Source organism: bacterium SCSIO 12643, assembly GCA_024398135.1.
Taxonomy (GTDB): domain Bacteria; phylum Bacteroidota; class Bacteroidia; order Flavobacteriales_G; family Salibacteraceae; genus CAJXZP01.
In genome coordinates this window covers 3,514,157-3,539,993 of the sequence record CP073750.1, presented here as the reverse complement: position 1 = coordinate 3,539,993, position 25,837 = coordinate 3,514,157, and the positions used below count along the sequence as shown (strand labels likewise).

General features: G+C 35.6%; 24 protein-coding genes. 3 read left to right on the top strand and 21 right to left on the bottom strand.

All coding sequences use genetic code 11. The annotated features are described in order from the left end of the window. Window positions 1-5 precede the first annotated feature (5 nt). The gene (locus KFE94_15565) at window positions 6-392 is read right to left on the bottom strand and encodes a hypothetical protein (GenBank protein ID UTW66055.1); all 387 of its coding nucleotides are present in this window, start codon (window positions 390-392) and stop codon (window positions 6-8) included. Between the two features lie 146 nt (window positions 393-538). Between KFE94_15565 and xerD the strand changes: the two genes are divergently transcribed. The 3 genes from xerD (at window position 539) to KFE94_15550 (ending at window position 4,654) form a co-directional block, all read left to right on the top strand. Continuing rightward, window positions 539-1,441 (top strand): site-specific tyrosine recombinase XerD, encoded by a 903-nt coding sequence (xerD, locus tag KFE94_15560; protein ID UTW66054.1) that lies wholly within the window; start codon window positions 539-541, stop codon window positions 1,439-1,441. Between the two features lie 88 nt (window positions 1,442-1,529). Beyond that, a complete protein-coding gene (locus KFE94_15555; GenBank protein ID UTW66053.1) occupies window positions 1,530-3,566 on the top strand; it encodes a YgiQ family radical SAM protein in 2,037 nt (678 codons plus the stop codon). 188 nt (window positions 3,567-3,754) lie between these two features. After that, entirely contained in the window at window positions 3,755-4,654 is a 900-nt protein-coding gene (locus KFE94_15550) for an anti-sigma factor (protein ID UTW66052.1), read from the top strand. A gap of 60 nt (window positions 4,655-4,714) precedes the next feature. Here KFE94_15550 and KFE94_15545 read toward each other — a convergent pair whose 3' ends face one another. The 20 genes from KFE94_15545 to KFE94_15450 all read right to left on the bottom strand — a co-directional run bounded on the left by KFE94_15545 (window position 4,715) and on the right by KFE94_15450 (window position 25,793). Beyond that, window positions 4,715-5,161, bottom strand: a complete 447-nt coding sequence (locus KFE94_15545) for a hypothetical protein (protein UTW66051.1) — start codon at window positions 5,159-5,161, stop codon at window positions 4,715-4,717. A 1-nt stretch (window position 5,162) separates the two neighbouring features. Further along, window positions 5,163-6,089, bottom strand: a complete 927-nt coding sequence (locus KFE94_15540) for a 2-dehydropantoate 2-reductase (protein UTW66050.1) — start codon at window positions 6,087-6,089, stop codon at window positions 5,163-5,165. A 17-nt stretch (window positions 6,090-6,106) separates the two neighbouring features. Then, a complete protein-coding gene (locus tag KFE94_15535; GenBank protein UTW66049.1) occupies window positions 6,107-6,649 on the bottom strand; it encodes a pyridoxamine 5'-phosphate oxidase family protein in 543 nt (180 codons plus the stop codon). A 16-nt stretch (window positions 6,650-6,665) separates the two neighbouring features. Next, window positions 6,666-7,631 carry a tRNA-dihydrouridine synthase family protein gene (locus tag KFE94_15530; protein ID UTW66048.1) on the bottom strand — a complete coding sequence of 322 codons (966 nt, stop codon included), beginning with the start codon at window positions 7,629-7,631 and terminating at the stop codon, window positions 6,666-6,668. Window positions 7,632-7,703: 72 nt separating this feature from the next. After that, window positions 7,704-8,828 carry a PepSY domain-containing protein gene (locus tag KFE94_15525; protein UTW66047.1) on the bottom strand — a complete coding sequence of 375 codons (1,125 nt, stop codon included), beginning with the start codon at window positions 8,826-8,828 and terminating at the stop codon, window positions 7,704-7,706. Between the two features lie 60 nt (window positions 8,829-8,888). Continuing rightward, entirely contained in the window at window positions 8,889-10,115 is a 1,227-nt protein-coding gene (locus KFE94_15520; GenBank protein ID UTW66046.1) for a DUF4374 domain-containing protein, read from the bottom strand. A gap of 22 nt (window positions 10,116-10,137) precedes the next feature. Beyond that, window positions 10,138-12,504: a TonB-dependent receptor gene (locus KFE94_15515; GenBank protein ID UTW66045.1), complete on the bottom strand. Its 2,367-nt coding sequence runs from the start codon at window positions 12,502-12,504 to the stop codon at window positions 10,138-10,140. A 173-nt stretch (window positions 12,505-12,677) separates the two neighbouring features. Further along, window positions 12,678-13,661 (bottom strand): phytanoyl-CoA dioxygenase, encoded by a 984-nt coding sequence (locus KFE94_15510; GenBank protein ID UTW66044.1) that lies wholly within the window; start codon window positions 13,659-13,661, stop codon window positions 12,678-12,680. Between the two features lie 57 nt (window positions 13,662-13,718). Continuing rightward, on the bottom strand, window positions 13,719-14,423 hold the full coding sequence (locus tag KFE94_15505) for a hypothetical protein (GenBank protein UTW66043.1): 705 nt from the start codon (window positions 14,421-14,423) through the stop codon (window positions 13,719-13,721). Between the two features lie 63 nt (window positions 14,424-14,486). Continuing rightward, the gene (locus tag KFE94_15500) at window positions 14,487-15,413 is read right to left on the bottom strand and encodes a hypothetical protein (protein ID UTW66042.1); all 927 of its coding nucleotides are present in this window, start codon (window positions 15,411-15,413) and stop codon (window positions 14,487-14,489) included. Window positions 15,414-15,440: 27 nt separating this feature from the next. Further along, a complete protein-coding gene (locus KFE94_15495; protein UTW66041.1) occupies window positions 15,441-15,830 on the bottom strand; it encodes a hypothetical protein in 390 nt (129 codons plus the stop codon). 294 nt (window positions 15,831-16,124) lie between these two features. Next, on the bottom strand, window positions 16,125-17,228 hold the full coding sequence (locus KFE94_15490; protein ID UTW66040.1) for a DNA alkylation repair protein: 1,104 nt from the start codon (window positions 17,226-17,228) through the stop codon (window positions 16,125-16,127). Window positions 17,229-17,268: 40 nt separating this feature from the next. Further along, window positions 17,269-17,964 carry a YafY family transcriptional regulator gene (locus KFE94_15485; GenBank protein UTW66039.1) on the bottom strand — a complete coding sequence of 232 codons (696 nt, stop codon included), beginning with the start codon at window positions 17,962-17,964 and terminating at the stop codon, window positions 17,269-17,271. A gap of 62 nt (window positions 17,965-18,026) precedes the next feature. Beyond that, entirely contained in the window at window positions 18,027-18,404 is a 378-nt protein-coding gene (locus tag KFE94_15480) for a VOC family protein (GenBank protein ID UTW66038.1), read from the bottom strand. A 118-nt stretch (window positions 18,405-18,522) separates the two neighbouring features. After that, complete coding sequence (locus KFE94_15475; GenBank protein ID UTW66037.1) at window positions 18,523-19,074, bottom strand: hypothetical protein; 552 nt, start codon at window positions 19,072-19,074, stop codon at window positions 18,523-18,525. Window positions 19,075-19,146: 72 nt separating this feature from the next. After that, window positions 19,147-20,349 (bottom strand): serpin family protein, encoded by a 1,203-nt coding sequence (locus KFE94_15470; GenBank protein UTW66036.1) that lies wholly within the window; start codon window positions 20,347-20,349, stop codon window positions 19,147-19,149. A gap of 43 nt (window positions 20,350-20,392) precedes the next feature. Beyond that, entirely contained in the window at window positions 20,393-21,607 is a 1,215-nt protein-coding gene (locus KFE94_15465) for an MFS transporter (GenBank protein ID UTW68295.1), read from the bottom strand. 66 nt (window positions 21,608-21,673) lie between these two features. After that, complete coding sequence (locus KFE94_15460; protein UTW68294.1) at window positions 21,674-22,114, bottom strand: GNAT family N-acetyltransferase; 441 nt, start codon at window positions 22,112-22,114, stop codon at window positions 21,674-21,676. A 35-nt stretch (window positions 22,115-22,149) separates the two neighbouring features. Further along, the gene (locus tag KFE94_15455) at window positions 22,150-22,923 is read right to left on the bottom strand and encodes a DUF2490 domain-containing protein (protein UTW66035.1); all 774 of its coding nucleotides are present in this window, start codon (window positions 22,921-22,923) and stop codon (window positions 22,150-22,152) included. A 68-nt stretch (window positions 22,924-22,991) separates the two neighbouring features. Continuing rightward, window positions 22,992-25,793 (bottom strand): AAA family ATPase, encoded by a 2,802-nt coding sequence (locus tag KFE94_15450; GenBank protein ID UTW66034.1) that lies wholly within the window; start codon window positions 25,791-25,793, stop codon window positions 22,992-22,994. Window positions 25,794-25,837 lie beyond the last annotated feature (44 nt).

The following is a 25,837-nucleotide window of genomic DNA, read 5'->3' as shown; positions in this document are numbered from 1 at the left end:
AGAGATTAATACAAATAGTTTTCAGTGATTTGAATGTTCAACCTGCTGATCGGCATGTACTTTTGTTTCTCTACTGAAACAACTTTTACCTTAAGTTCAAATCCATGCATCAATACCTTTTCAATGAGATTGGCAGTCGCGTATGGCAAGTAACCTAATTTGAAACCTTTAAAATGAACCTCAACTGCTCGATGTGATTCAGCTGCTGAATAATTGTAGTATAAAGACAATTCTACCCCTTCTTGTAAATGATGGTAGATCATTGGCATTTGAAATGCTGAAAGCCCCATCACTTCTGTGGTCATTGGAAATTGTTTTTCCGCTACTTCATCAGTTTTAAACAATGAAACTGTGAAATTGTTTTTGATTGTTTCTAAGATCTGTGCATTCATATCTTGTAATTTTGAAGCAAACCTAAATTCCACCACCGTAATGGATTTACGGTCTAAAAAAACTTACGTTTTTCATGTTTTTAGGGTTCTTTCAGATATGTTAAAAATTGTTTTTCAGAAGAATACCGAATTGGGTTCTTTACTTCATGAATTCCTGGAATAGCTACATACAAGAATTTCGATCTTATCTAAAAATAGAGCGTTCTTTATCTCCCAATACCATTGAAGGGTATATTGAAGATATGTTTAAGCTACAGCAATATATGGAAATGGAACATCCAGGTGTTTCCCCTAAAAAAGTAGAAACACAACACATCCGTTCTTTTTTAAAGTATATCACTGACTTAGGTCTGGCGATTACCTCTCAAAACAGAATTCTTTCCGGGATTAAATCATTTTATAAATACCTTTTATTAGACGATCAAATTGATCAAAGTCCTGCGGATAAAATAGAAACCGCTCGTGCAGGTCGTAAACTCCCGGATACACTTTCTAATGATGAAGTCGAATCATTATTAGCAGCTATTGATAGAAGTAAGCCCGAAGGCGAACGTAATATTGCCATCATTGAAGTTTTATATGGATGTGGCCTACGCGTGAGCGAACTGGTAAATCTCAAGATTTCCAATATCTATTTTAATGATGATTTTATTCGGGTTACCGGAAAGGGAGATAAACAACGTTTAGTACCCCTTGGGGGAATGGCTAAAAAGCATATTCTGATTTATATGAACGAAATCCGAATTCATCTCAAGATTCAAAAAGGACATGAGGACTTCTTATTTCTGAATAGACGTGGGAAGCAATTAACCCGTGTAATGATCTTCACCATCATCAAAACATTGGCTGAAAAAGCTGGAATTCATAAAAATATCAGTCCACATACCTTACGACATTCTTTTGCAACAGAATTGATTCAACGTGGTGCGGATTTACGTGCTATACAAGACATGCTAGGTCATGAATCAATTACTACCACAGAAATCTATACCCATTTAAATCAAAACGATTTATTGGATACCATAATCCAATATCACCCAAGAAGTTAATCTTCTTTATAGATGATTTAAATAGCACCATAAATTATTATCTGCAAGGTCGCACGCTCACTAAATTTCAAACTTCTACTTTTGCAGCATGATTCATCGTCCATTATCTGATTGGTTACCGATCACAAAGAAAGAGGTAAAGAACCGAGGCTGGGAAGAACTTGATGTGATTTTAATATCAGGTGATGCCTATGTGGACCATCCTTCTTTTGGGCCAGCTGTCATTGGACGAATCATTGAAAGTTACGGTTTTAAGATTGGAATTATTCCTCAACCTAACTGGCGTGATGATTTACATGAATTTAAAAAACTAGGGAAACCTAAATACTTCTTTGGTGTAACTGCCGGTTGTATGGATTCCATGGTGAATCATTATACTGCAGGTCTACGTAAACGTTCTACTGATGCCTATACTCCTGGAGGACAATCCGGTTTTAGGCCAGATTATGCGGCTTCGGAATACTCCAAAATCCTGAAAAAGTTATATCCGGATGTTCCAGTAATTATTGGTGGAATTGAGGCTTCTTTAAGGCGTGTAACGCATTATGATTATTGGTCTGATAAATTGGTTCCTTCTATCCTAAAGTCAAGTGGGGCGGATTTATTGGTTTATGGAATGGGAGAAGCTCCATTAAGAGAAATTCTACAGCTTTTGGACAAAGGTGTTCCATTTAGCCAATTGACCATGGTGAAGCAAACAGCTTATATGAAACCTATTGCTGAAGGGATTCCTAAAAACAAAAAATGGCAGGATAAAACTTTAGCATCTCATGAAGTTTGCTTAAAAGACAAGAAAAAGTTTGCTGCCAATTTCAAGATTATAGAGCAAGAGTCTAATAAAGTCAATGCGCACCGTATTGTTCAACAAGTTGGTCAGGATCATTTGATTATCAATCCTCCGTATGATACTATGTCAGAAAAAGAGATGGATCATGCATTTGATTTACCTTATACCAGACTTCCACATCCGAAGTATAAATTCAGAGGTCCAATCCCTGCATATGATATGATCAAATTTTCGATCAATATGCACCGAGGATGTTTTGGTGGATGTAGCTTTTGTACTATTTCGGCACATCAGGGAAAGTTCATTGCCAGTCGCTCAGAAAAATCCATTTTAAAGGAAGTGGAACAGGTTACCGAAATGGAAGACTTCAAAGGCTATATATCGGATTTAGGAGGACCTTCAGCCAATATGTATAAACTGAAGGGGAAGGTGAAAGAAATCTGCGACCGTTGTGTGGCGCCATCTTGTATCCACCCGGTAGTTTGTGACAATTTGGATACGAATCACGATGCCATGACCCAGATTTATAAAAAGGTAGATGCTTTACCTAAAGTGAAGAAAGCCTTTATTGGAAGTGGGATTCGTTACGACCTACTCACACGATCGTATAACAAAAAGGCCGATAAGTCTCTCGAACCATATATGGAACAGGTTTTACGCAGACATGTTTCTGGCAGATTGAAAGTAGCTCCCGAGCATAGTTCTGATCATACACTCAAACTAATGCGTAAACCAAAGTTTGAGCACTTTCAGGAGTTTAAAAAGAAATTTGATCAGATCGATAAAAAGTATAACCTCAATCAACAACTGGTTCCTTATTTCATTTCGAGCCACCCTGGATGTCATGAAGAAGATATGGCTAATCTGGCTGCTGATACCAAAGATTTAGGTTTTCAATTAGAGCAGGTTCAGGATTTCACTCCTACTCCAATGACCGTAGCTACGGTAGCATATTACTCGGGGTATCATCCATACACATTGCAACCTGTATTTACGGCTAAAACCCCAAAAGAGAAGAAAAACCAACATCGATTTTTCTTTTGGTATAAAAAAGAAAACCATCAGTGGATCAGAGACCATTTGACTAAAATTGACCGACACGATCTGGTGGAGAAACTATTGAAGTTCCCCGCTAAAAAGAAACATAAAGTTATTTCAAACGAAATTCTGACCGATCCTCAAGAGAAAAAATCAAACGGTTCTAAATCTACGCATCGTAAAAAGAAAAAATCATTTAAGGCCAAATCCAATGCGAATGGTTTTTCAAAAAACCCTCAGCGTAAAAAAGAAAGTCGAAATAATCCAAAATCATTCGGAGCAAAAAAGAGAAGAAAATGATGCCCGTTTCTACTCAAACGTATTTGTCGTAAAAATGACAAAGCACTAATTATACTGGTATCCCTTTCCGAATTTGTAATCTTTACGACATCTAGAGGAATATCCTACATGTTACTTCGTACGCAAGTCGAGATCAGCCAAAACAGACTTTAAAAAGAAGTAGGCATTTTAAAACTAAAAGTAGTAACATGAACACACTTAAAACAATTGGATTACTTGCCGTAGCAGGACTCGTTACATTAAGTAGCTGTAAAAAAGATGATGATGAATCAACAACCCCAACCTCTGGAGACCTGGTCTTAAATATTTCCGGATTGGAAGATTTAGGTAGCAAATACACCTATGAAAACTGGTTAATCGTGAATGGTAGCCCGGTTTCTGCAGGTACATTTAATGTCGATGCTTCAGGTAATATGTCTAAGACATCATTTTCAGTTGGACTCAGTAATTTGAACAGTGCAACTGAATATGTATTAACCATCGAACCAGTACCAGACAGTGACCCAAATCCAAGCGATGTACACTTATTAGGAGGAAACTTTAGCGGCAATACTGCTGATTTAACGGTATCACATAGCAAAGCTATTGGGAATGATTTTACTTCGGCTACCGGAGGCTATATATTGGCAACTCCAACAGATGGAGGAATGAATACAAATGAAAACAGTGGAGTTTGGTGGTTAGATCCTAACGCAGGACCAGGAGCCACATTATCCTTACCTACTTTACCAGCTGGATGGGAATATGAAGGATGGGCAGTTATTGATGGTCAACCTGTAACCACAGGAAAATTCACATCTGTTAGTGGTGCTGATGATTCTGCACCATATAGTGAAACTGTAGCACCTGGGCCTCCATTTCCAGGGGAAGATTTCCTAATCAATGCGCCAAGCGGTTTAACTTTCCCAACGGATTTAGCTGGAAAAACTGTAGTTATTTCTGTAGAACCTAAACCAGACAACAGTGCAGCTCCGTTCTTATTAAAACCTTTAGTTGGACCTGTGCCAGCAGGGGCCATGGGTCATACGGTTTATAATATGAATAACAACGCTTCTGCAACAAATCCTACTGGAAACGCAAAAAGATAAATTCTAGTTTATATAAATAAAAAGGCCGATCAATGATCGGCCTTTTTTGTATTTTTAGATTTATTCAAAATGATTCGAATAATCTTCCAATTGTAGTTTTATAGCGTCATAAGAAGATTTACACGTTTCTAATTCTCCAGACGATAATCCTTTAAACCAACCACTGAAAGGCATGATATAATCATGCAACCGCTCATGTGCTTCTCCTTTCATGGTACAATTTTTAAAGATCAACTTATACTCTACCATTAAATTTTCCTTTAACTGCGTATACGCTTCTACATTTTCAAAATCAGAAAATTCGGAAACCATTTCATACATTTTTGTGAATCCCTGAGTGGTTTCAATATTAGCTTTCCAAATCTTTTGTGGAGCCACGTTCATAATCTTCTCCATTTTTTCCTGATCAGAATCCTGTGTTACAGCAGGTGTTTTACTTTCTTCCTGACAAGCACTCAATCCAATGATGATTGCTCCAATAAAGGTTAATCGATTTAATCTTTTCATTTTATTCTTTCGTTCGAGTTATTAAACTTTTATATAATTCTTTATACGTTGGTGTAGCAATATTTAATTTTTCTCCTTCCAAAATCACATATTCCGTCAAGGACTGCACTTCTGTTTGTTTTTGCTGCCTAAAATCTCTTTGCATAGACGATGTTGTTTCAAATGGAAGCTTCTCAAGTTTATTTAAAATATCTTTTTCAATATCCTCTGCAATGATGATTTCTTTTTTAAGCCCCACTTCTTTTACCTCCCTGATCAATTGAACTAAAACTGCTCTTTTATCTTGATCAGCCAGAATTTCTCCTAAGGCGATGTCATAATATGAAGTAGAAGTAGCCACAGCGGAAATGAAAATAAACTTAGCCCAGGTTATTTCTGATATTGAATCCGTCAGTTTAGCTGTAATTCCGGCATTTTGAAATATTTCTTCCAAAGGTTTCAATGTTGAAATATTAGAATGGTCATACCCAAAAAACAATTGATGTTTCTGTCCAAAATTCTCAATAACTCCTGGTGACTCTATTCTTGATAAAATATAAACACACCCATTAATCACATTATGGTCTGGGTATTTGTCAACTAATTTTTCATAGCTATCTACTCCATTCAGCAAAGTCAAAACTCTGGTACCCGCATGCATATTTGGTACGAGTTGTTCTGCCACCGCTTCCACCCCATAGGCTTTTGTGCAGTATATAATGAGATCCACCTTACCAAAATCCTTTGGATTATCTGAAGCTTTATCCGGGTGACATATAAGCTCTTCACCCAGATGTTTGATACGTAATCCGTTCTTCTGAATTTGGTTTAAATGTGCTCCTCTGGCTAAAAAGAAAATTTCTACATCTGTATTATCCTGATATTTATGGGCCAATTTCCCTCCAAAAAAACCACCTACTCCACCAATTCCAACGATTAAAATTTTCATATGACGATTTAATAATGTTATTCAATAATTCCGGTATGAAAACCATCCAGGCTAATGGAATTCTTCTCTTTCCAATATTCTTTGATACGATCTCGCCCTTGTTTTTCCGACCACGATTTCAAAATATTTCGATCTTCTTTAAACTCCATAAACGGAACTGCATAACCACATGAACTTTGAACCAAATTGACTTGCATTACGATAATTTGCCTGGCTCCCGGATCATCAGGAAACATTAAAATACATTCTTGATATTTTTCATCTCTGGGATGATATGCTTTAGCGTTCCCATAAAGTCTTAGGATTAATGGTTTCCCATCAAAAGCCATAAACATTATGGTCATTCTATCATTCTCTAATAAATGAGTTGCCGTTTCATTTCCGCTTCCTGTCAGATTCAACCATACAATAGTGTTTTTATCAATTACTCGAAGAGAATCCATCGCTTTCGGAGAAATATTTACTGTTCCTTCACTTCTTGCCGTCCCAACAAAAAACATCTTTTGTTGCTCAATAAACCGTATGAGTTCATTGGTTAATTCCGGAATCCTTTTTCCCATGATCTTGATTTAATTATTAAGTAACTATCTCCTCATTCTTTTCAATTAACAAATTCTCATTTACCGCTATGCGATATGCGCCTATGTTTTTAGCCTTTTTGATTCGCTTGAATGCCTTTTGAGGATTCGCAAAGGTCAACGCATAATACTCCCAAAAATTTCTCATCTTAGACAGTAAATGACTTGCGCCAGATAATGACATCCCATATTGATCAAACAATGTATCATGAAACTCTCGTAAACACTCTACTCTATTGTTAGGATACTGCGTTGTTTGATTTTTAATCATTTGAGGTAAAAACGGATCAGCAATTAAACCTCTGCCAATCATCCAATGATGAATAGAAGGAAACCTTTCCTTCATTTCGTTAAATCTATCTACCGAAGTTATATCCCCATTGTAATATAATTGATGTGGTGATTGATCCACACAATTTTGAAATGAATCTAAATCAACGCCTCCTTTGTATAGCTGTTTCCCTATTCTTGCGTGAATGGCTACATTTTTAATTGGATATTTTTCTAAAATAGGAAATACATCCAAAATTTCTTTAGGGTCTAAATATCCCATTCGCATTTTCATGGAAATTACAATATCAGTTTCCACATGCGCCCGACTCAATATCTGATCAATACGTTCCGGGTTTGCGATTAATCCTGAACCCATCCCCTTTTTTGTCGCCATGGGATAAGGGCATCCCAAATTCCAATTCAATTCTTTATAACCTAAACTTTGAACATATCGGATCACCAAAAGAAACTCCTCAACATCATTTGTCATCACCTGAGGAATCAATTCAGGTACTCTATTATTTTCAGGTTGCAGGTCTATTTGGTAGCTATTCTTGATTTCCAATTTACCATACAATCGAATATAGGGCGCATAAAATGTATCGATTCCACCAAATATTTCATGGAACGCATTCCGAAATCTATAATCTGTAAATCCCTGTAAAGGAGAAGATAAAAGTTTATGATTCATTGGCTTTTGTATGTCACAAATGTAAGCCCTTCAAATCAACACTATTAAAAAACTATTAAAATATATTCACGCTTATTTCTTCTTCTTCCCATACCACAATAAGGTCCCACTCACAGGTAAAGTAGCTGTTATTAAACTGGCCAGAAATGCAATGATCTTTCCCCAGATTCCTCCTATTTCTCCCACATGGATATCGTAGTTCATTCTAATAATGGAATCTGCAAAACCTGCATTCTGATATTTTCCATAAATACTAGGCGTTTCTATTTCTTCAAGCGTATTTTGATCAAAAAAGAGATAATCTACATTGTAATGAATTCCCTGATTATATGTTGTTTCCACATAAACACAAGTAGTATCACTATGTGGATAATGTAATTCAAAACTTATTGCTTCCGGATATTCTTTTTTCAATCTTGGAACCAGGTCGTCCAAAGTTACCTGATACGTTTTACTCTCATCTATTACATTATTGTTGGGAATTACAAATCTAGGGTCTTTACTTCCTCCGGTCGTTTTATATGTGATATAATAAAACCAGTCAAAAGCCATTACACATCCAGTAAATGCTAAAACAAATGCCAATGAACCTACATAAAACCCAACAACTGAATGTAAATCAAAATTCTTCCGTCTCCATTTGGTGGTCTCTTTCCAATCAAATTTCAAACGTTTTTTGAGTACTTTTTTATTCTTTGGCCACCACAAGAACAAACCACTTATCAATATAATTAGAAATAATAATACGGAGTACTGCACCAATCTGGCACCAATAGCTTTGGGCAACCACAAACGCATATGCCCTTCCAATACAAATGCTAAAAAACCAGATTTATGATCCTCCACTCGTAGTACTTCATAACTATATGGATGGATAAATACACTTTGATAAAATTCGGGTTCTGCTTCGTAAAAAATAACTTCTATTGGATCATTTTCAACAGAATATAACACACCGTGAATAGATTTATCAGGAATCGTTTCCTGCGCAATCATTTTAGCCTGAGTCGCAGTTAAAATCGGATTATCATTGGGCTCAATAACCATTTTTTCTGTTGTCAGGTCTTTTATTTCTTCTTGAAATACCCATAAACACCCGGTAATCGATACAATAAATACAACTATTCCTGTTACCAATCCCAGTATCTTATGTACTTGTAAAATTTGTTTTCTATTTCTACTGATCCAATTATTCATATGCCAAATAAAAAATGAGGTCCTGATTACAGAACCTCATTACTACACAACAGAGGGTGGTTAAAGTTTATAAAATCCTTTGATTGTTTTACCAACAATTTTGGCTCCTTTTTCGCCCGTAGCATTTTCAATGTCTATTTCATAAACATATGCATCAGCAGCAGTTTCAATACTTACAAATGTTTTCCCATCTTCTACCAATACCGGTGAAGAATAACGTTTTGCATGTAATGGTACATTAGCCACATCAGTGATGGTTTGACTTACTAAATCAATAATCACTAATTTCTGATTAAATACATTTCTCGCGTAAGCTTCCCATGGACCTCCATTATCATCCATCAAAATTCTGGCAATTGCTTTATTACCTCCTACGTAATCAAACCAGAATAATTTCCCACCGTTAGTTGCTGCTTCTACATCAAAAAAGTAAGATGCATCAAAATCGGTCGATCCACTTTTAATTCTTAAGATTCCTGAAGGCTTTGTTGATTTTGGAGCGAATCCTGCCATTTCAGCGCCACAAGAGAATGAATACAGATCACCATTTTCAGTTTCAATTAAACCTGTAGTAGCACCATTTACACCAATATTTGATGTTCTTGCATCACTAATAATTTTCACAGGTGCAGCCCCAACGTTTGGATAGTCATAAATTGCGATAAATGCTGAATCCGGACTTGGAGTCGTAAACCATCCTTTTGCATCCATTTTATGAAAAGGTATAAACATTTTATCTCCTCTTACTTCAATAGCTGTTGGCCATGCCACCAATGAATCCGAGGTACTTTCCCAAATTTTTGTACCCACAATCTTCTTTACAAAAACAGAGTTTACATCAATAAAGTGTAATCTTCTGTTGGCAAATCCGGCACGTGGAATTTCCATAGCCAGGAATGTTTGATCATCATCAGAATGACCGAACATTTCTAATGAATTCTCAAAAATGAACTCCCCTTTTTTCGCCACTACACCTTTTCCATTATCTGCGTATCCTGCACATTGATTATCATTACTATAACCAGATGCGAATAACGTTTTACCTACCGGATAATAAAATCTCCATCCGGTTTGTTCAATACCATTTCCAACGGCTGTAATGTCCTTTGTCATCACTTCATCAGAATTTACAATAAACTCTGTTTCATCTCCCCCGGTTGTCTTTAATGACATTGTTATTCCTGATGAAGGCTGAGCCGAAGGTGGTTGCTCGTCATCTTTCTTACATGAAGAAAATCCTAAAATAATCACGGCACCAATAATTGCCCATTGTCTTAAATCACTCATTATTATTTGTATTTATTTTGATTTATTTCTTTGCTAAAAACATTCGGAACTTTAGATATACTGCACGTCCAGGCTTTTGAATATTAAAATTGTCATAGACTAAAGCATCCGTCAAATTGCTTACGTTTAAAGACAAATTATACATTCCATCTTTCATTGCATATTCTATATCCACATTATGTGTGAGTTGTCTTGGAATAATATTTTTATCCGCACTGTTTCCCGAGTTCTTCCAGGTGAGATAAAACTCATGGACATAATTAATTCCATAATAAAAAGTGATTTTTCGATGTGTCCATGATTTAAATGGACTTACTCCAATTCTTGTATTCCCAAACAAATAAGGGATATTGGGAATTCTACTTTGATAGTTCGCATTTGGTAATCCTTCATCAAATTCGGATTGATCCGTAATATGTTGATAGGTTCCATTCAACTGGAATTGAATCCACTCATCGTAGGTATATTGAAGTGCATATTCTGCACCAAGGGTATTTACATTTCTAAGGTTCTCATAAGAACCAAATGGACCTATCGGGTTAAATCGAATAAAATCTTCAGATTTTCTAAAAAATAATTTCAATTCCTGAACCCATAGAGATTTTTCGACATACTTCTTAAATCTCATTCCTAAATTAATGTTGTGACTAGACTCAGGCTTCAATGCAGGATTTGGGGTGACATAAATTCCATCTCCCAAAATCTCATAGCCCTCAGGAAATCTATACGCTCTTTCATAAGAAGATTTCACTGTCCAGTATAAATTAGGTTTCCAGGAAAACACTGCTCCGTAACCCGTATGACTTAGATCTACATTGGTAATTACATCTTTATTTTCATTATCCTGAACAACAATTTTCCCAGAGTATGCATACTGTTTGATAAATGTACTTCCTTCTAAAGTTCTCTGCTTATTTTTAATGGTATAAGCTCCGCCATAAATATGTTTATAGATCGTATTCGGTGAAGAAAATGATTGATTTAACTCATCCACTAAATCTTCTCCGGACCGTTCTAAAAAGTTCTGGGAAATACTCACATCAATCGTTTGTACACTATCTATGGCATATTGTAAATTCAATTGACCTCGAATCACTTTATTCTGTTGAATAAAATGAGATCTTCTTTCCATAATTTCGCCTTTAGGATCATTAGGCAATCTTTGAATACGATCTCCAGCCCAATTGTATTTATATGTGCTGGTGTCTATAATATCATCTTGAATAAGCCCTCCTAAAACATAGCCTCGAACATGTAATTTTTTAAATTGCTTATTGTATTGAGTCGATGCTAAAAACGTTTTGTTTCGGGTATGAAATTGCCCAAATGGTCTTAAGATATTATTATCCGGATGCTGATAGTTGTTTTTGTTTTCTGCATAGGTGAATTTCACTGACCAATCATCGGCAACCTTTTTATCAAATATTCCTATTTCACCTGAAACCATTCCTGAAGTGTATTGATCATGGAATCTTCTGGTTTCTATGTCATCTATCTTATTCCCTAACTCTAAATCATATACCGGAACCGATTTCATGGTATAATCATTGTCCGAATGATTAAAAAAGGTACTCGCTTTTACATAATACTTTTTCTTTTGGTCGGTATACTGAGTATTTACTGATGCTCTATGCGTATTAAAGGAGCCATAAGAATAGGATGCATCCAAAAATATCTTTTTCTTATACCCGGACAAAATATGTATTGCACCACCTAAAGCATCTGCTCCTAAAGAAATTGGAACGACACCTTTATAAACCTCAACTCTATCTATCAGATTTACGGGAATATTGTTCATGCTTAGCGCAGAACCAAAATTCTCCATTGGGATATAATCGATAAAAAATCGGATTTGATTTCCTGAAAGACCGTTGACTGATAATTTAAAACCAGAACCTAATCCTCCGGATTCTCTAATGTGAATCCCAGGAGTCATTTTAATCACCTGATTCACGTCAGAAACTATATTCTTCAACTCTCGGGTTTCTAATACATCAACCGCATATCCAACTTCTCTTTTTTCTTCCGCGGATGACTTCCCAGTCACCACAACCGTATTGAGTTGTTGAGAGTTTTCCTTTAATCTAAAATTTGTAACCTTCTTTTCTCCGGAAGAAAATGTAATGGTTTTCTGCAGCGTTTGAAATCCCATGTAACTTACAGAGATCGTATAATTACCCGGCTCAATATTCTCGATTTTGTATTTTCCGGAAAGATCCGATGTCGTATATTTTTTTTCGCTAAGTTGAATTAATGCTCCCGGGAGATTTTGATTATTTTCATCCGTAATCACTCCGCTTAGAGAAGCTTGCGACCACACATGAGAAGCCAAACAAACGCATAAACAAGTACAAAAAAATACTCTGGTAATAATTCCTATTTTGCCCACTTTTATTTAGATTAATTCTAAATTAGCTGGCAAATGAAATTTCTATTTAGAATGATTCCAAATAATAATTGTCATAATAGTTGAAAATACCTACTTATAGGTAGAACAAATTATAAGCACAATAATACCTATTTCACGCATAAAATTTTAATACTAAAAGTGTTATCCCATAACTATTCAAAATCACAGTTTAATTGAACCTGTGGTTTAAGTGTATATGCAAATACCATTCTATTATAGGCTTTGTTTGGATCAATATCCATCTTATATGACAGAGTTAATGAAGAGGCTCCGCGATCTAATTTAATATCCTTATACACATGCACTTCTGTATCTAAAACCAGGTTCTTTTTTAGATCATGCGATTCCAAATCGAAAATAACTTCCGGAAATTCATCACTTGTACTTTTCTCATTCGTATAGGCACTTACCTCATTCCTTGCATTAAAAACAGTCCCCTTTTCTTCTTCTATTTCGCCATTTACTGGATGAGCAAAGCTTAATTTCAGAATCACATTTTCCGGTATCAAAGTGATCTTCTCAGAAAACTGTGGGAGCATATTCATCAAAATAGGCACATACGACTCACGATATAACAATGCATCTAATGTTTCACTAAAAAGAATGTGATACTTCTCTGGGTTTTGAACCTGATAGGTAACCGCATCAGATATAAAGTAATCATCAACATATGCTTCCAAATTCATTGAACCAATCAACTTCCGGGCAAGATCCATTGATTTTCTATTAATTTCCAATAAAGTAAATTTAACTTCATCTACCTTAAACAAAGAGGCGACTAACGTGACGAATGGTGCATATGGTCCACAACCTGCATAAAATATATGAATAGTTTCTCCAGGATTATCTTTTTGCTTTTGTTGAATCGCTGTCACTATTCCTCTAAGGAATTGTGCTGTCCGATGATAATCAATTAAACATTCCGCTGCATGATTAAGTGATAACGCCATACCACTCGCAGTCTTCACTGCAGCCAAATGTTGCATATGATTTGTATACAGCGCCATTTCCGTGGCCTCTCTAAAATGAGCATGAACCGTATCCAAAAGTTGTTTTACTTCCTGCGGTTGGCCATGTTTTTCTAATAAATCAAGAGATATTTGTTTGATATCCAGAGCTAATTTGTTGGATTCCATTTTAGTAATAATTAGTAGTTCGGTTTATATTCAATTAAGTTTGGTAAAGATAATAGATCATTTGAAGCCACCACGACTCCATACTATTTTATTCTGACCGTTTCGAACCGTTTCCAATGATTCATCCGTATTTTTTAACTTCTTAACGGTATAAATAGCATAATCTTTATCCAATACATATGCAGTATCATAGTAATACTGGCTTTCATATGTATACAAAGAATCTTCCCACCTTTTATACATCAAACATGCGGCACGCCCCTCTATTTTTCCAAAAGTCAATCTCCCCCTACAATCATAAAACGTAACATCCACTATACGTCCCTCATTATCATAATAACTAATGGTTTCGATTACGTCATCAGAATAATTTGTGCACATTAAATTTCCAAGAGAGTCTCTGGTCGAGTAGAAAGACCTCATTTCAACAGAATCATATGCGTATATGGTATACGCTTTATCCCAATGGATTCGTATCTCTAAATCACTGTCCAAACTACGAATCACGCGGGTATGTTGATCGGGTTTGTTTGGTTGTTTTTCAATTTGTTCTAATAGCTTCAAATACGCGGAATACAATGAATTACTTTGATAGTTAATACAGACCAGTAACGTATCAGTGGGATAACGCTTCCAAACCGGGTCTGATGAATACGAACCTTGATTACTATATTGAATCACCAATTCTTCCACCTGACTTTGCGCATAAGTTAGCTGACTACATGTGATTATCACAAACAATATGATCAAATTCAATCGCATAAAAAAGACAGTAATTAATACTACTGTCTTTTAATTTTATTGTTCTATACCAGTATTTAAAGATTATCCCTTTGTAAACCTTTCTCCTGCTGGGATTCCCATTTGCTTGAATTGTATTCCCGTCATAAATCCCTCTTCCAAATAAAAGATATCCAAGCTCAATACTTTCTGATCAGTAGTAACGACACAAGCACCAGATTCTGAGTCCGGATAAATTAATGTTCCCGGAGCACTATTCTCCGAAGGAGTCATCTCAACTTCTCTCACGGCAATAATTTTCACCGTAATTCCCCGGATATGACTAATGGCTCCTTTATTCCATGGATTAGTCGCTCGAACCAATGCTTCAACAGACTGCGCGTCCTGCTGCTCCCAATCTATCAGAACATCATGATACAATGGCTTTTTGTAATAGTTTCCCTTTCCTTCCTGAGCTCTTGGAACAATCATACCCTGCCCTAAAGCATTTATAAAATTCATTACAGTCATTACCGCCATTTGTGACAGTTTAACCTGCATTCCTCCATATATGTCGGTATTGTTTATTGGAACTTTATCTACCATGACGATTGCCCCTGTATCCCAATCTGCATCCATCTGATGAATCGTAATATCTACCGCTTCTTCTTGATTTTTCATCTGCCAGAATAAAGGTTCCGGACCACGATATTGAGGAAGCGCTCCAAAATGGATATTATAAAATCCTCCAGCTGCACTATTCAAAATAACTTCTGGAAGTTTATATGAGAATGTCAATACAAATCCATAATCGGGTTTTAGCTTTTGTATCCACCTTTTTAGTTTTGAGTTGGTTTCATTGGGCTTAATTTCCAACAGCTCCATATTGGCCATTTTGGCCAAATCTCTAAAATGTTGTTTCCCTTCATATTCCTTTGCGGGAACACATATTCCGCAAACCACCTGATAAGTTAATAATTGATGTAATGTAGGTAAAGCCAATTGACTACTGGCAAAAAAAGCGATTCTCATTTATGCTCGGTTAATGTTGGGAAGTAATCAAATTTTCCATTCACTAATGATTTTATTTAAATCTGGAATTGATAATGTTAAAACAGAATCTATCACTTCATTTCCATTAGATATTGATAGTCTTCCAACAGATTCATTCTCAAATATAATTTCAAATTTCAAACCATCTAGTAATAATTCTCTTTTTTCTCCCTTAAACCAACCATAATCTGCATAATACTCTAAAGATTCTGATTTTAACTCAAACCTCTCTCTCCCATAGCAATTCCATAAGATTATTCTAACCAGGAAAAAATCAATAAAACCAAAAACAAATAGTAATATGAAGTTTCCCAAATGAAGGCCTTCTCCGGATATTCCTGTATAGACAATACTTAATATCGGTATGATCGCTGTCAAAACTGCAATAATTGACATTATAATCAATATAGCTATTGGGGCTCTATCCGCCTTAATCTCCAATAACTTTTCATCTTGTGTAAAAGAGCTTATTCGCATCACTGAGTTATTCTTTCCATTCTTTATAACAGTCGTAGCAATAAAATGTTCGTTTTAAAAAAGGTAAAGGGAAACCAAAAAATAAAAATGAAAACATGACTGCATAAGAAGCCTGCTTCTTTTTAATTACATTATCAGAATCGCAATACTTACATAACAATTTCTCATCGTTCATGGTCAGAAGATGTCGGTTAATTCATTTTCAAATTAAAGCTACTTCAACTCAAAATCCAATTTTTCAGATTCTTTTCCATTCATAATCAAAGAAACCTGATGGAGGCCCTTGTGAAATTTTCTTGTCGTAATCAATTTAAAAGACTGCTTTCTGGTTATTGAAGTCTCTGATTGTTGCGCATATTCTTTCTCTGAAATCTTATAGACTTTACGAGACAAACTGCCATTGGCTTTTTGATAATAAACGCCATATTCCAGACGAATCAAAGCATCACTCGTGTCATTATTTTTGAGTTTAAAACTAAACTCCAAATGATCTCCAATCTGAACATGGGGCGTATGTACAGTGAAGTCCATAATGGATATATGAGTTGTTGATCCAAAACCAAATAACTGCATTACCTCGGAATCCCCTTGTTTTAGAAGAGTCCTACAAGCATGTTTAATCAACTTATCAGTTTCTTTTGATTTCCCCTGCCACGATTTAGCAATAGAGATAACTGTTAAAGGATGATCTTTTGAAATATCGTTCAAATTATTGGCTACGCTTCTACGCACATATTCTGATGGATCTGATTTAAGAGCTTCCAGAATTGGTAGAACAGGTTCCGGATCTTGTTTCAAGAAAGGTAATACCATAGCCCAGGGTAATCTTGGTCTACAACCTTCTGATGCCAACCTACGTACAGATGCATGTGAGTGTGCTGCCCACTTTTTCATCTGCAAAATCATCATATCGGGATATTGAATTAAAAACGGACGCACAGCAAACTCGCAACTTACATATTGCGTAATTTCCTCAAATGCCGGAATAGAAATTTCGGGTTCTTCTAGCCCAAATACCTCAACATAATCGGGATAAAACATGAATTCCAAATTATCAGCTTTAAATCCATCATGGATCAATTGCGGAATTGATTTCAATATAACCTCCAACTTATCCGAATAAGTTCCCGGTAAGTATTCATTCAAAGTCAAAGAAATATGGCGCATCCGCTGCTTTAATTCCTTTTGCTCCCATTCATCACTATAAATTGCATTTATAAACTTTTCTTTCTCGAAATCGGATACGAGTTTGGTAATGGAATCTGTAAATCTATTAAAGAATACATCATTGTAAATGTGCTTAAATAACTCAGCCATCTATGAAATCAATTTTAAAATGTTGTCTAATTATTGAGGGTTATTTATGTGGGTTATATGGGCTAGACATGAAATAAGTTGGAAAATCAAATTTTCGATCTTCAAATTTTTCCGGTAAAATTCTAAAATCTTTAATCCTATCTACTCTGAATGCTCTATTATCTTTACGTAAGTGACACCAGGCCAACATGATCCACTTATGATCTGATGAATACATCGCAAACGGCTCTACTTTTCTTAATATCGGTTCAGGATCATCCAATTTTTGATAATTGATCTCCACGAGATTAAACTGGGTAATGGCCAGTTGTAATTCGGATAATGCATTACTGGCAATGTTCCCTTCCTTCGTATCAAACACATGGATTTTGCGACTTAAGAATTCACTTTTTTCCTGAATGTCGCCACGAAACACAGATTTAATCTTAATTAATGCTTCTTCAAAATCCTCAATAAATGAAGAATCATTGGTTTGTTTAACCAAATGCTGTGCTGTGATCAAAGCATTTGCCTGCTTTTCTGTAAATTGAACCGGAGCCACAGTATATCCATCCATAATGGTATACCCCTTTCCTTCCAAAGTAATAATAGGAACTCCGGACTCTTCCAGCTTTCTCATATCACGATAAATAGTACGCACACTGACGTCAAACTTCTCTGAAAGTTCTGTAGCTGTGAGCATCCTTTTGGATTTCAACAGTGTTAAAATAGATATGAGTCTGGATAGTTGAGACATGGAGTAAACAAAGATAATGCACCGGTTCAGGATCCACTACCTTTGTTTTTGTTTAACGAGGATTAGTTCATTGAATGTAAAGCCAATCTATTTCCTTCTGTATCGATAAACTGCGCCATAAATCCATTTTCGCCTATATCCGTTTTGGGTTGAATGATTTTTCCTCCTGCAGATTCTACTCGACTTAATGGTTTGGCTAAATCATCACCTCCTGAAATATATAAGGTCATACCATCCATAGTTGGGTTTTGCCCTTCTGCCTGAATTAAAGCTCCACCTACGCCATTTTTTTCTTGATCATAGGGTAAAATACCATATTGTACTTTAGAATCTGGCATGGGGTGATCGGTTACATCAGCACCTAAAACTGTACTGTAGAATTGCTTTGCTCGGTTGTAATCTTTTACTGGAATTTCAAACCAGCTTACTGCGTTAATCATTTGATTATGTTTTAATTGTTAAACTTAACGCAAACATATATGCAACAAATGTCAGAATATGTCAGGGGTAGAAAAGCATTAAAAACCTGCTAAAATTTTTAACAATTAACAGACGAACTTAATTGAGTTTCTCAAACTCTATATATCGATTCATTCGATATCCCGAGCCTATTAAAAATAAAAATGCGCCTTCATTTGACACAGCTGTATTCACAATAAGATTACTTTCCGATGTAAATACTAATCTTCGTTTATTATGATTACATCCTCCCAACAAATATGGAATTCCATTGCATTCTAAAAATCGATTATCCATATAAAACACACCCTTTTTCCATATCCCAGATAATGCCGTATCCCTGATCATTTGATCTTCTTCATACAGCGCTATTAAAACTGAATCCTGATGATACCATTCTATTTTGACAAAATAATCTTTCTCATCATCCAAATTTTGCAAAACCACATCATGAATACCTTGTGGCTCATTTACAATTTCTTGATACAAATTGATTTTATTCATTATACTATCATGAATCATTAAACCTAATGACCTTTTAGCATAAAAACTGTATTTCCCATTAAATTGATTTCTGTTTGAAAGTTCAACTTTTAAAAAGCGCGATCTAAACTCTTTCTTTGAAAAGGTTGCACACCCTGATATAATCAATATAAATAATATTAAGAATCCCCATGGTTTCATCGAATTCATTAAATAACACATGAATAATTTGATCAATAATTATAATGGATTCATAACTCTTCCCATAAATAATATGGATTGTGTTTTATCATCAATAATGTAAAACAGAAAAGGACGATCCGCAATAAATTCTTTTGGCTTTTTCGGTTGAGATGGCACCATACTTTCCGTAGCGATTATTACTGCTGTGGCTGCAGCCGCTTCGGTACCTTTTTCATCTATTTCAACAAAAGCTTTATGCAAAACATCCGATACATACAGGTCATTACTTGGAGTCATTTTGCTGAAATTAGCTCCATCTTTAAATGCATGCACCATTCCCAAGGTCTTTAAATGACCTTTAAGTCCTAAAGGTTTGGTCATCTTAAATTTTGGAATCGATACAATTACCTCAGGCATATTGGAGTATAAAGCGCGCTGTAATAGTTTAGAGTTTTGTAGTCCTTCCATTTTTTCAAAATACTCATGTTTATGCGGGAGAACTATAATCATACTTTGTTGTCTTCCTTTATAGGGTAAACGCAGCATCTTAAACATGTCATTTTCATAATAATTGAATCCGCCTTTATAATTCATAAAATCCACTGTGGAATATGATTTTTGGGTTTGATAAAACTTACGAGGTTTGGTATCCTTTTTCTTAAATTCATATAACCAATCTCCTTTAAAATAAATTGCATTAGTGAGTACCAGACGTGTATCTGTGGTAAGCGCTCCTGGAGGAATTAAGTCTTTGATTCGGTCTTCCGTTTTACGTGCTACCCAATCATTAATTTGAACACGACTAGCCTCCCAGCCTTTTACAAAATCAACTTTTTGAAGGGATGAGCGATAGGCCTCTTTATTTAAATCTAAAAACTGAGGTACAAAAGCATAATGCTGTTCTCCCCAAAGTTTATTCGCGATTCTTAACTGGATGTTACCTTCTGCATTTTTATCTAATGTCGATAAATAATTCCCATAACTCGTATGGAATTCTGGAGTATTCGGACCAAAATGCATGGCCTGAGCTATTTCTTCAGCTGTACTTCCATCTGCACCTGCATACGTCATAGCCATAGCTGTTGAAATACTAAACGGTGAGAAAAATATATTTCCCTGTTCTCCTTTTACGATTTCTTTATATAAATCAAACGCAAATGAATTGTTATTTAGAGCTACTTTTTTTACCTCACTATCTGCCGGAATCGCAGCCATGGTAATAAACCCTACAAATAATAGTAATCCTGAATACAAACGCATAGTACCAATTTTTGACTCGACTATATCAATTCCTGTTCCACAATTAAGTAGACTGTTTTGCCACATTTTTTTGAAACAGTATGGAAGCAATCCATCCTAATAAAGCAAAACCTGTGAGGACCATAAATAAATGCTGATGTCCAGCTATCCCAGGAGAACGATCCAAAATGTATCCCATCAAAGGTCCAAAAAATACATCCGGTGTATATCCAATTAACGAAACAACTCCGGCAGCACTACCAATATACTTTATTGGTACATCGGCTTCTTTGAATAGTGCAAAATAGACTCCTCTTAAGCCATATATTCCGATACTCGTTAGTGCTATCGTAACAATAATCCACAACCCAATACTATCCTTTAATCTACCACTTGCTAAAATCACACTTCCCAATACAATTACCGCAAAAGAAATATTAACCGCACGTGAGGCTTTCCATTTATCTCCTAACCACCCAATTCCAAATGCTGCAATTGGTCTGACCCAAAATGACAACGTAGCTAAACGTGCAGCTTTCACATCGTCATACCCCAATACATCACTAGCATATAAAGAGAAGTCATCAGTGGTTTTATAGCCCACATATGCACATAAAATAATAAACCCTTGCAACCAGATTGTTCGATGTTTTAACGCTGCTAATACACCTTTAAGAGATAATTTAGGTCCGATGTTTTTTGATTCTTTTTCTTGTGGAAAAACCATCCATACCAAAAACACGCTAAAAACTACCAAACCAATAAATAGATAAATGATCTGACTCAATGCTTTAGATAAATCCGTTAGTGTGGCCTGTTCCGCTTCAACTGTCAAAAAAGTATCAAACAATAAGACCGAAACTGATCCTAAAATTGCAGCTATCAACCCTCTTCCTCCATCAACCATCCCAAATGCCCAGCCTTGAGTTTGCTCCCCACCAAATGTTCGAATCGCCTTTATGGATGCAGCCCAGTATAAGAGTATCGTACTCATTCCCCAAAATGCATATAATACCACCATACCACTTATTGAAGGTATTAAAGCCATATACAGTCCTCCCATTGCCGTTAAAAGTAGCGATATGATGATCAGTTTTTTTGCCGTAAATCGATCTGCAATAGGACCTCCCCAGAAATAAGAAATCATTGCTATAATTCCATAAACAGAAAATGCGGAACCTAACTCTAAATTACTGATTTCAAAAACCTTTAAGAAGGTAGGTCTAAAAATTCTTATGACTACAAAAGGCAGTAAAAAAACAATCTCTCCGGTAATCATTAAAGTGATTAATACCAAATACCTCCTCTGTTTTAGCTTATTTTCAATATCGTTTTCCAATCCTAACTATTTATTGAGATCCCAATCATTCCGAGACATTCTAAATTTGATTTCATCGTTACCATATTTTCCGGAATATTGCCATCCCAATTTACGATAAAAACCTTCTGCTCTTGTATTTGGTGTCGTCCCTAACCAAACCGATTCTTTGTCTAAACCAAAGAACCAATCTAACATCATATGATGAAGTTGTTTTCCTATGCCTAGTTTTTCATATTGCGGAAGTATAAATAAAGCCCAAACCCTATCATCGATGGTATCTATCATTGCGAAACCAACAATTTGATTCGCAAACTCTGCCACCCAGGTCTTCCCTCGATTTTTCATGAAATGCGCACAATCTTCATGCGTAATTGAATTAGGATCGGATAATCTATTTTCCAAAACTGAATTTCGCACGATTAAAATGGCCGGAATATCTTCGATAGAAGCTGTACGATATGTGATTTGGACTGGAGTTTCCACCCTCCGAAAATAAGTCTTTAATCCTTATTTGCTTTTAGGGTTTGCTTTATTCCAAACCAAAAGATTGAATCCTGAACGTAGTTATCAGGTATTACAGATGATCTCCACTGATAATTGTATGTAAACGAAAATACCAACATAGAGTTAAATCTGGCACTACCTCCTATTAAAAATCTATTTTGATCAAATACTCTATGACCTATACCAGTTCCAGCATTCAATAATATTTCATCTCCCAGGTGAAACCAAAAACTGGTGCTTTTAGATGCATTTGGATTCAACAAATAATTCCATAAAATACGATATCGCCATCTTAGATTAAATCGATAAACCTTATCCACATGTTCCGTTTTGATGGTCTCAAAATAGCGTTCTTCTAATCTAAATCGGTGTTTGAATTTGGATCGTTTTCCTTCATGAAATATGGTAAACTGTTGATGTGGCCGAAACTCCACCATTCTTAGTTTTTCAGTACCATAGAATCCTAAATGCGCCATTCCAGCCGCAAACCTCAAATTCTTGTTCAATTTATATCCTGCGGCCGCACGAATTAAATACTGTGATTTCTGCTGAAATCCATTTCTAAATCTGTAACCGGCATCAGAAAGTAAAAGCCAGTGATCATTAAACTTCAACTTATTATAGTACTGAAACCACTGTTGATTGGTATAGCTAATTTGTTGTCCGAATCCAACCCTTCCCATTCCCAGGAATACAATAATACCTAACAACCAAATTTTTAATGGCTTCTTTAATTTTACAATATTTTGTAGTTGAATTCCTCTCTTCACATCATTCAATTGTGACCTGCAAATCTAAGATCCCAATTGAAGTGAATGATGTGATGAATGTTACAGGGTCATTCTTCGATCCTGATTTTTGTTTTCCTGAACAACACATTCTTTAACGTTTCCTGAACTACCTCTCTATCAAAATACCAATCAGAATAGGACAATGGAAATATGCGAACTCCTGCTCTATTTAGTATCCGATATCGTTCAACTCCAAAAGAATGTTCGTATTCACCAGGATAACCTATCAAATCAATAGCCACATACGTATCGTTTGATTTCACCAGTAAATCTAAAGTTGTACCTGCTATCATAAAACCTTCCCAACTCGTAAGAATTCCTATTTCCTGGATATAATCTCTTACTTCTGCTAAAAACCGATCATGTAAATTATTATCCGATTCTGAATGTATCGTCTTATGACCTTTTGCAAGATAGGAATAAAGTACAGAGTTTGTCTTCAAGTCTTTAGGTGTAACAGAAACATACACGTATTGTTTATTTCTGGCACGTGTAATCGCTACATTAAAAACGTCTTCTTTATTGATATGAATCAAAGCTGAATGATGACTATTTGGATCCACCACAAAAGATAAAAACATGACATCTCTTTCATCTCCTTGAAAACTATAGGCTGTTCCTATTCTTAACTTATGCTTTTCGATTTCTTCTATAGAAACGCGACCGTGCAAACCTCCCTCAATTGCTTCTACTTGGGATCTAAACGGTGAAAGAATTCCAATGGTAGTACATTGATCAGTATCGATATCTTTCTCTGATTGGATTAAAACCACAACATCCTCCAGCAATTGTTTAATTTCTTCCCTATTCACCCCATCCTTTGTTCTATGTCCATTACACTGAACAATTACCAAACTTTCTTCTCGTTCATCAGGCCGTGAAGTCATCACTTTTAGCCCGTCATCGTAAAAATGTTTATTGCTAAAATGAATAATAGATGATTTACTCCTAAAATGCTCATCCAGCATAGCCACCTGATCTCCGGAGTTCAATGATGACATCACTAAATCAAGTATACTTTTATCACGATAATTCAACATGCTCGAATCAAAATTCTGCAGTCGGTACTTTTCTTTATATAGCTCCTGCATTCCTCTGGATAAAAATGAGACATGTCTCAACTGATTGGGGTCTCCTGCAATAACTACTCGCTTTGCTCTCTGTATCATTGGCAAGCAACTCGCTATATCACATTGTGTAGCTTCATCTATAATGACCACATCAAATAACTCCTTTTCAAAAGGCAATACATTTTTAACTTCGGTAAGACTGGTGAGCCAAATTGGAAATGCTTTAAGAATGGCCTTAAAGTGTATATCTTGAAATCTGGATAACCTCTCTGTATCACTTGCCAATTTAATGGCCTCATAAAATGATTTCAGATCTCCCCAATTGTTTTGCAAAACTTCTAGTATCTGAATTATATACTTCTGTCGAATTAACAATCTTACCTTCTGAATTTGAGATTGGTCATATTGATGAAGTTTTTCACTGTGCTCCCAAAGAGGAGTTTGCACAGAATTTCTAAACTTTAGATACCGCGTTTTTAACTTGTTCCATATTGTTTTATCCTCTTCGCTCAGGTGTCGGCCCCATTTAAGCTCAATATCTATCGCATCAACAATTTGATTTTCCAACTCTTCTATCCAATCTCTTCGATACACAGTACCTACCCTAATCTCTTCAGTTTTCTCTACTAGCTCATAAAACCCACCCTTCAGATTAACATCAAATTCTTTCTGTAAATAGCGAAGTTTTCGCACTCTGGTCAACAATGCCTTCAGAAATCTATTTAATGACGTAGAATATGTGCGTTTCCTTCCGCCTCGAACCACACATCTATCAATTCCAACCAAATCCGATATTTTATGCATGATCACATCTACAGCCTCATCTGTTCTCGATGCAATTAAAACAGACTCACCTCTACTCATATGATCCATAGCTATAGCTCCTATGGTATAGGTCTTTCCTGTTCCGGGTGGGCCAATAATCGTGGTGAGTGGATTACTTGAAGCAGATTTTAAAATAGCACTTTGCGCTGCACTTAAAATCATGGGTAACTCCGTACGCTGATATGGTTTATATTCCGGTTGTATCTGATCCGTATCAAATATGGATTTTAAGGGAATAGAAAAATCCTGTTGATGATACAATTCTGTTAATTCATTTAATACGCCTCTGGTGTTTGTGGATTTAGAAACTATTCCCATAATACTTGTTGGGAACAGAAACAATTCATCAGAATCTTTAGTAATAACCTGCTGAATCTTTGATTTAACCGTCTTTATACTCACATTATCCGGGTAACTTAAGACATAATCTGTATTCAGCTGAGGAAAATACTTATTACAGATTCTCTTAAGCTTACTCATATCCCCAAATGTGATATGAGATTTAGAAAGGTTTTGAAACAATGGATCATTGAAAATCTCTCCTTGTTCACCTTCCATTAACATTTGAATTAACGGATAGTTTAATTTCTGATGCGTTGCATTTATGGATGCGTAGTAAAATTCATCTTTGTAAGTAACTTCGGCAGGATAATAAAATAGTGGAGCACATAATCTATTTTTTATTCCTCTTTGATCAACATATTGTCCGCAGATAAAAAAAGAACCATAAAGCAACTCTTTTTCTTTACTATAAAGCTTTAATTTCTTGATTATATTTTCTGCCTTTAGTTTTGGAAATGATTTTATAGGATAAAGGTTATTAAGTAATTCTTCTTTCCCATCAAAAAAGACTTTATTCTCTACTTTACGATTTAAAAAATCAAAGATTACTAATTCTCTATTATCAGATCTGTAACAATCATGATAATACTGAATAATGTTAGGGATATGCATAAGCTATAGCAATAAATATGCTTTCAAATGTAACCACACATCAT

What these genes read in the sequence shown, in the direction of transcription:
- KFE94_15470 (UTW66036.1), bottom strand. Translation starts at nt 20,349, where the DNA reads ATGCGTTTGTATTCAGGATTACTATTATTTGTAGGGTTTATTACCATG.
- KFE94_15525 (UTW66047.1), bottom strand. Translation starts at nt 8,828, where the DNA reads ATGAATAATTGGATCAGTAGAAATAGAAAACAAATTTTACAAGTACAT.
- KFE94_15545 (UTW66051.1), bottom strand. Translation starts at nt 5,161, where the DNA reads ATGAAAAGATTAAATCGATTAACCTTTATTGGAGCAATCATCATTGGA.
- KFE94_15485 (UTW66039.1), bottom strand. Translation starts at nt 17,964, where the DNA reads ATGTCTCAACTATCCAGACTCATATCTATTTTAACACTGTTGAAATCC.
- KFE94_15465 (UTW68295.1), bottom strand. Translation starts at nt 21,607, where the DNA reads ATGATTACCGGAGAGATTGTTTTTTTACTGCCTTTTGTAGTCATAAGA.
- KFE94_15490 (UTW66040.1), bottom strand. Translation starts at nt 17,228, where the DNA reads ATGGCTGAGTTATTTAAGCACATTTACAATGATGTATTCTTTAATAGA.
- KFE94_15480 (UTW66038.1), bottom strand. Translation starts at nt 18,404, where the DNA reads ATGATTAACGCAGTAAGCTGGTTTGAAATTCCAGTAAAAGATTACAAC.
- KFE94_15495 (UTW66041.1), bottom strand. Translation starts at nt 15,830, where the DNA reads ATGTCAATTATTGCAGTTTTGACAGCGATCATACCGATATTAAGTATT.
- KFE94_15565 (UTW66055.1), bottom strand. Translation starts at nt 392, where the DNA reads ATGAATGCACAGATCTTAGAAACAATCAAAAACAATTTCACAGTTTCA.
- KFE94_15540 (UTW66050.1), bottom strand. Translation starts at nt 6,089, where the DNA reads ATGAAAATTTTAATCGTTGGAATTGGTGGAGTAGGTGGTTTTTTTGGA.
- xerD (UTW66054.1), top strand. Translation starts at nt 539, where the DNA reads ATGAATTCCTGGAATAGCTACATACAAGAATTTCGATCTTATCTAAAA.
- KFE94_15535 (UTW66049.1), bottom strand. Translation starts at nt 6,649, where the DNA reads ATGGGAAAAAGGATTCCGGAATTAACCAATGAACTCATACGGTTTATT.
- KFE94_15520 (UTW66046.1), bottom strand. Translation starts at nt 10,115, where the DNA reads ATGAGTGATTTAAGACAATGGGCAATTATTGGTGCCGTGATTATTTTA.
- KFE94_15500 (UTW66042.1), bottom strand. Translation starts at nt 15,413, where the DNA reads ATGAGAATCGCTTTTTTTGCCAGTAGTCAATTGGCTTTACCTACATTA.
- KFE94_15505 (UTW66043.1), bottom strand. Translation starts at nt 14,423, where the DNA reads ATGCGATTGAATTTGATCATATTGTTTGTGATAATCACATGTAGTCAG.
- KFE94_15530 (UTW66048.1), bottom strand. Translation starts at nt 7,631, where the DNA reads ATGAATCATAAACTTTTATCTTCTCCTTTACAGGGATTTACAGATTAT.
- KFE94_15550 (UTW66052.1), top strand. Translation starts at nt 3,755, where the DNA reads ATGAACACACTTAAAACAATTGGATTACTTGCCGTAGCAGGACTCGTT.
- KFE94_15555 (UTW66053.1), top strand. Translation starts at nt 1,530, where the DNA reads ATGATTCATCGTCCATTATCTGATTGGTTACCGATCACAAAGAAAGAG.
- KFE94_15450 (UTW66034.1), bottom strand. Translation starts at nt 25,793, where the DNA reads ATGCATATCCCTAACATTATTCAGTATTATCATGATTGTTACAGATCT.
- KFE94_15510 (UTW66044.1), bottom strand. Translation starts at nt 13,661, where the DNA reads ATGGAATCCAACAAATTAGCTCTGGATATCAAACAAATATCTCTTGAT.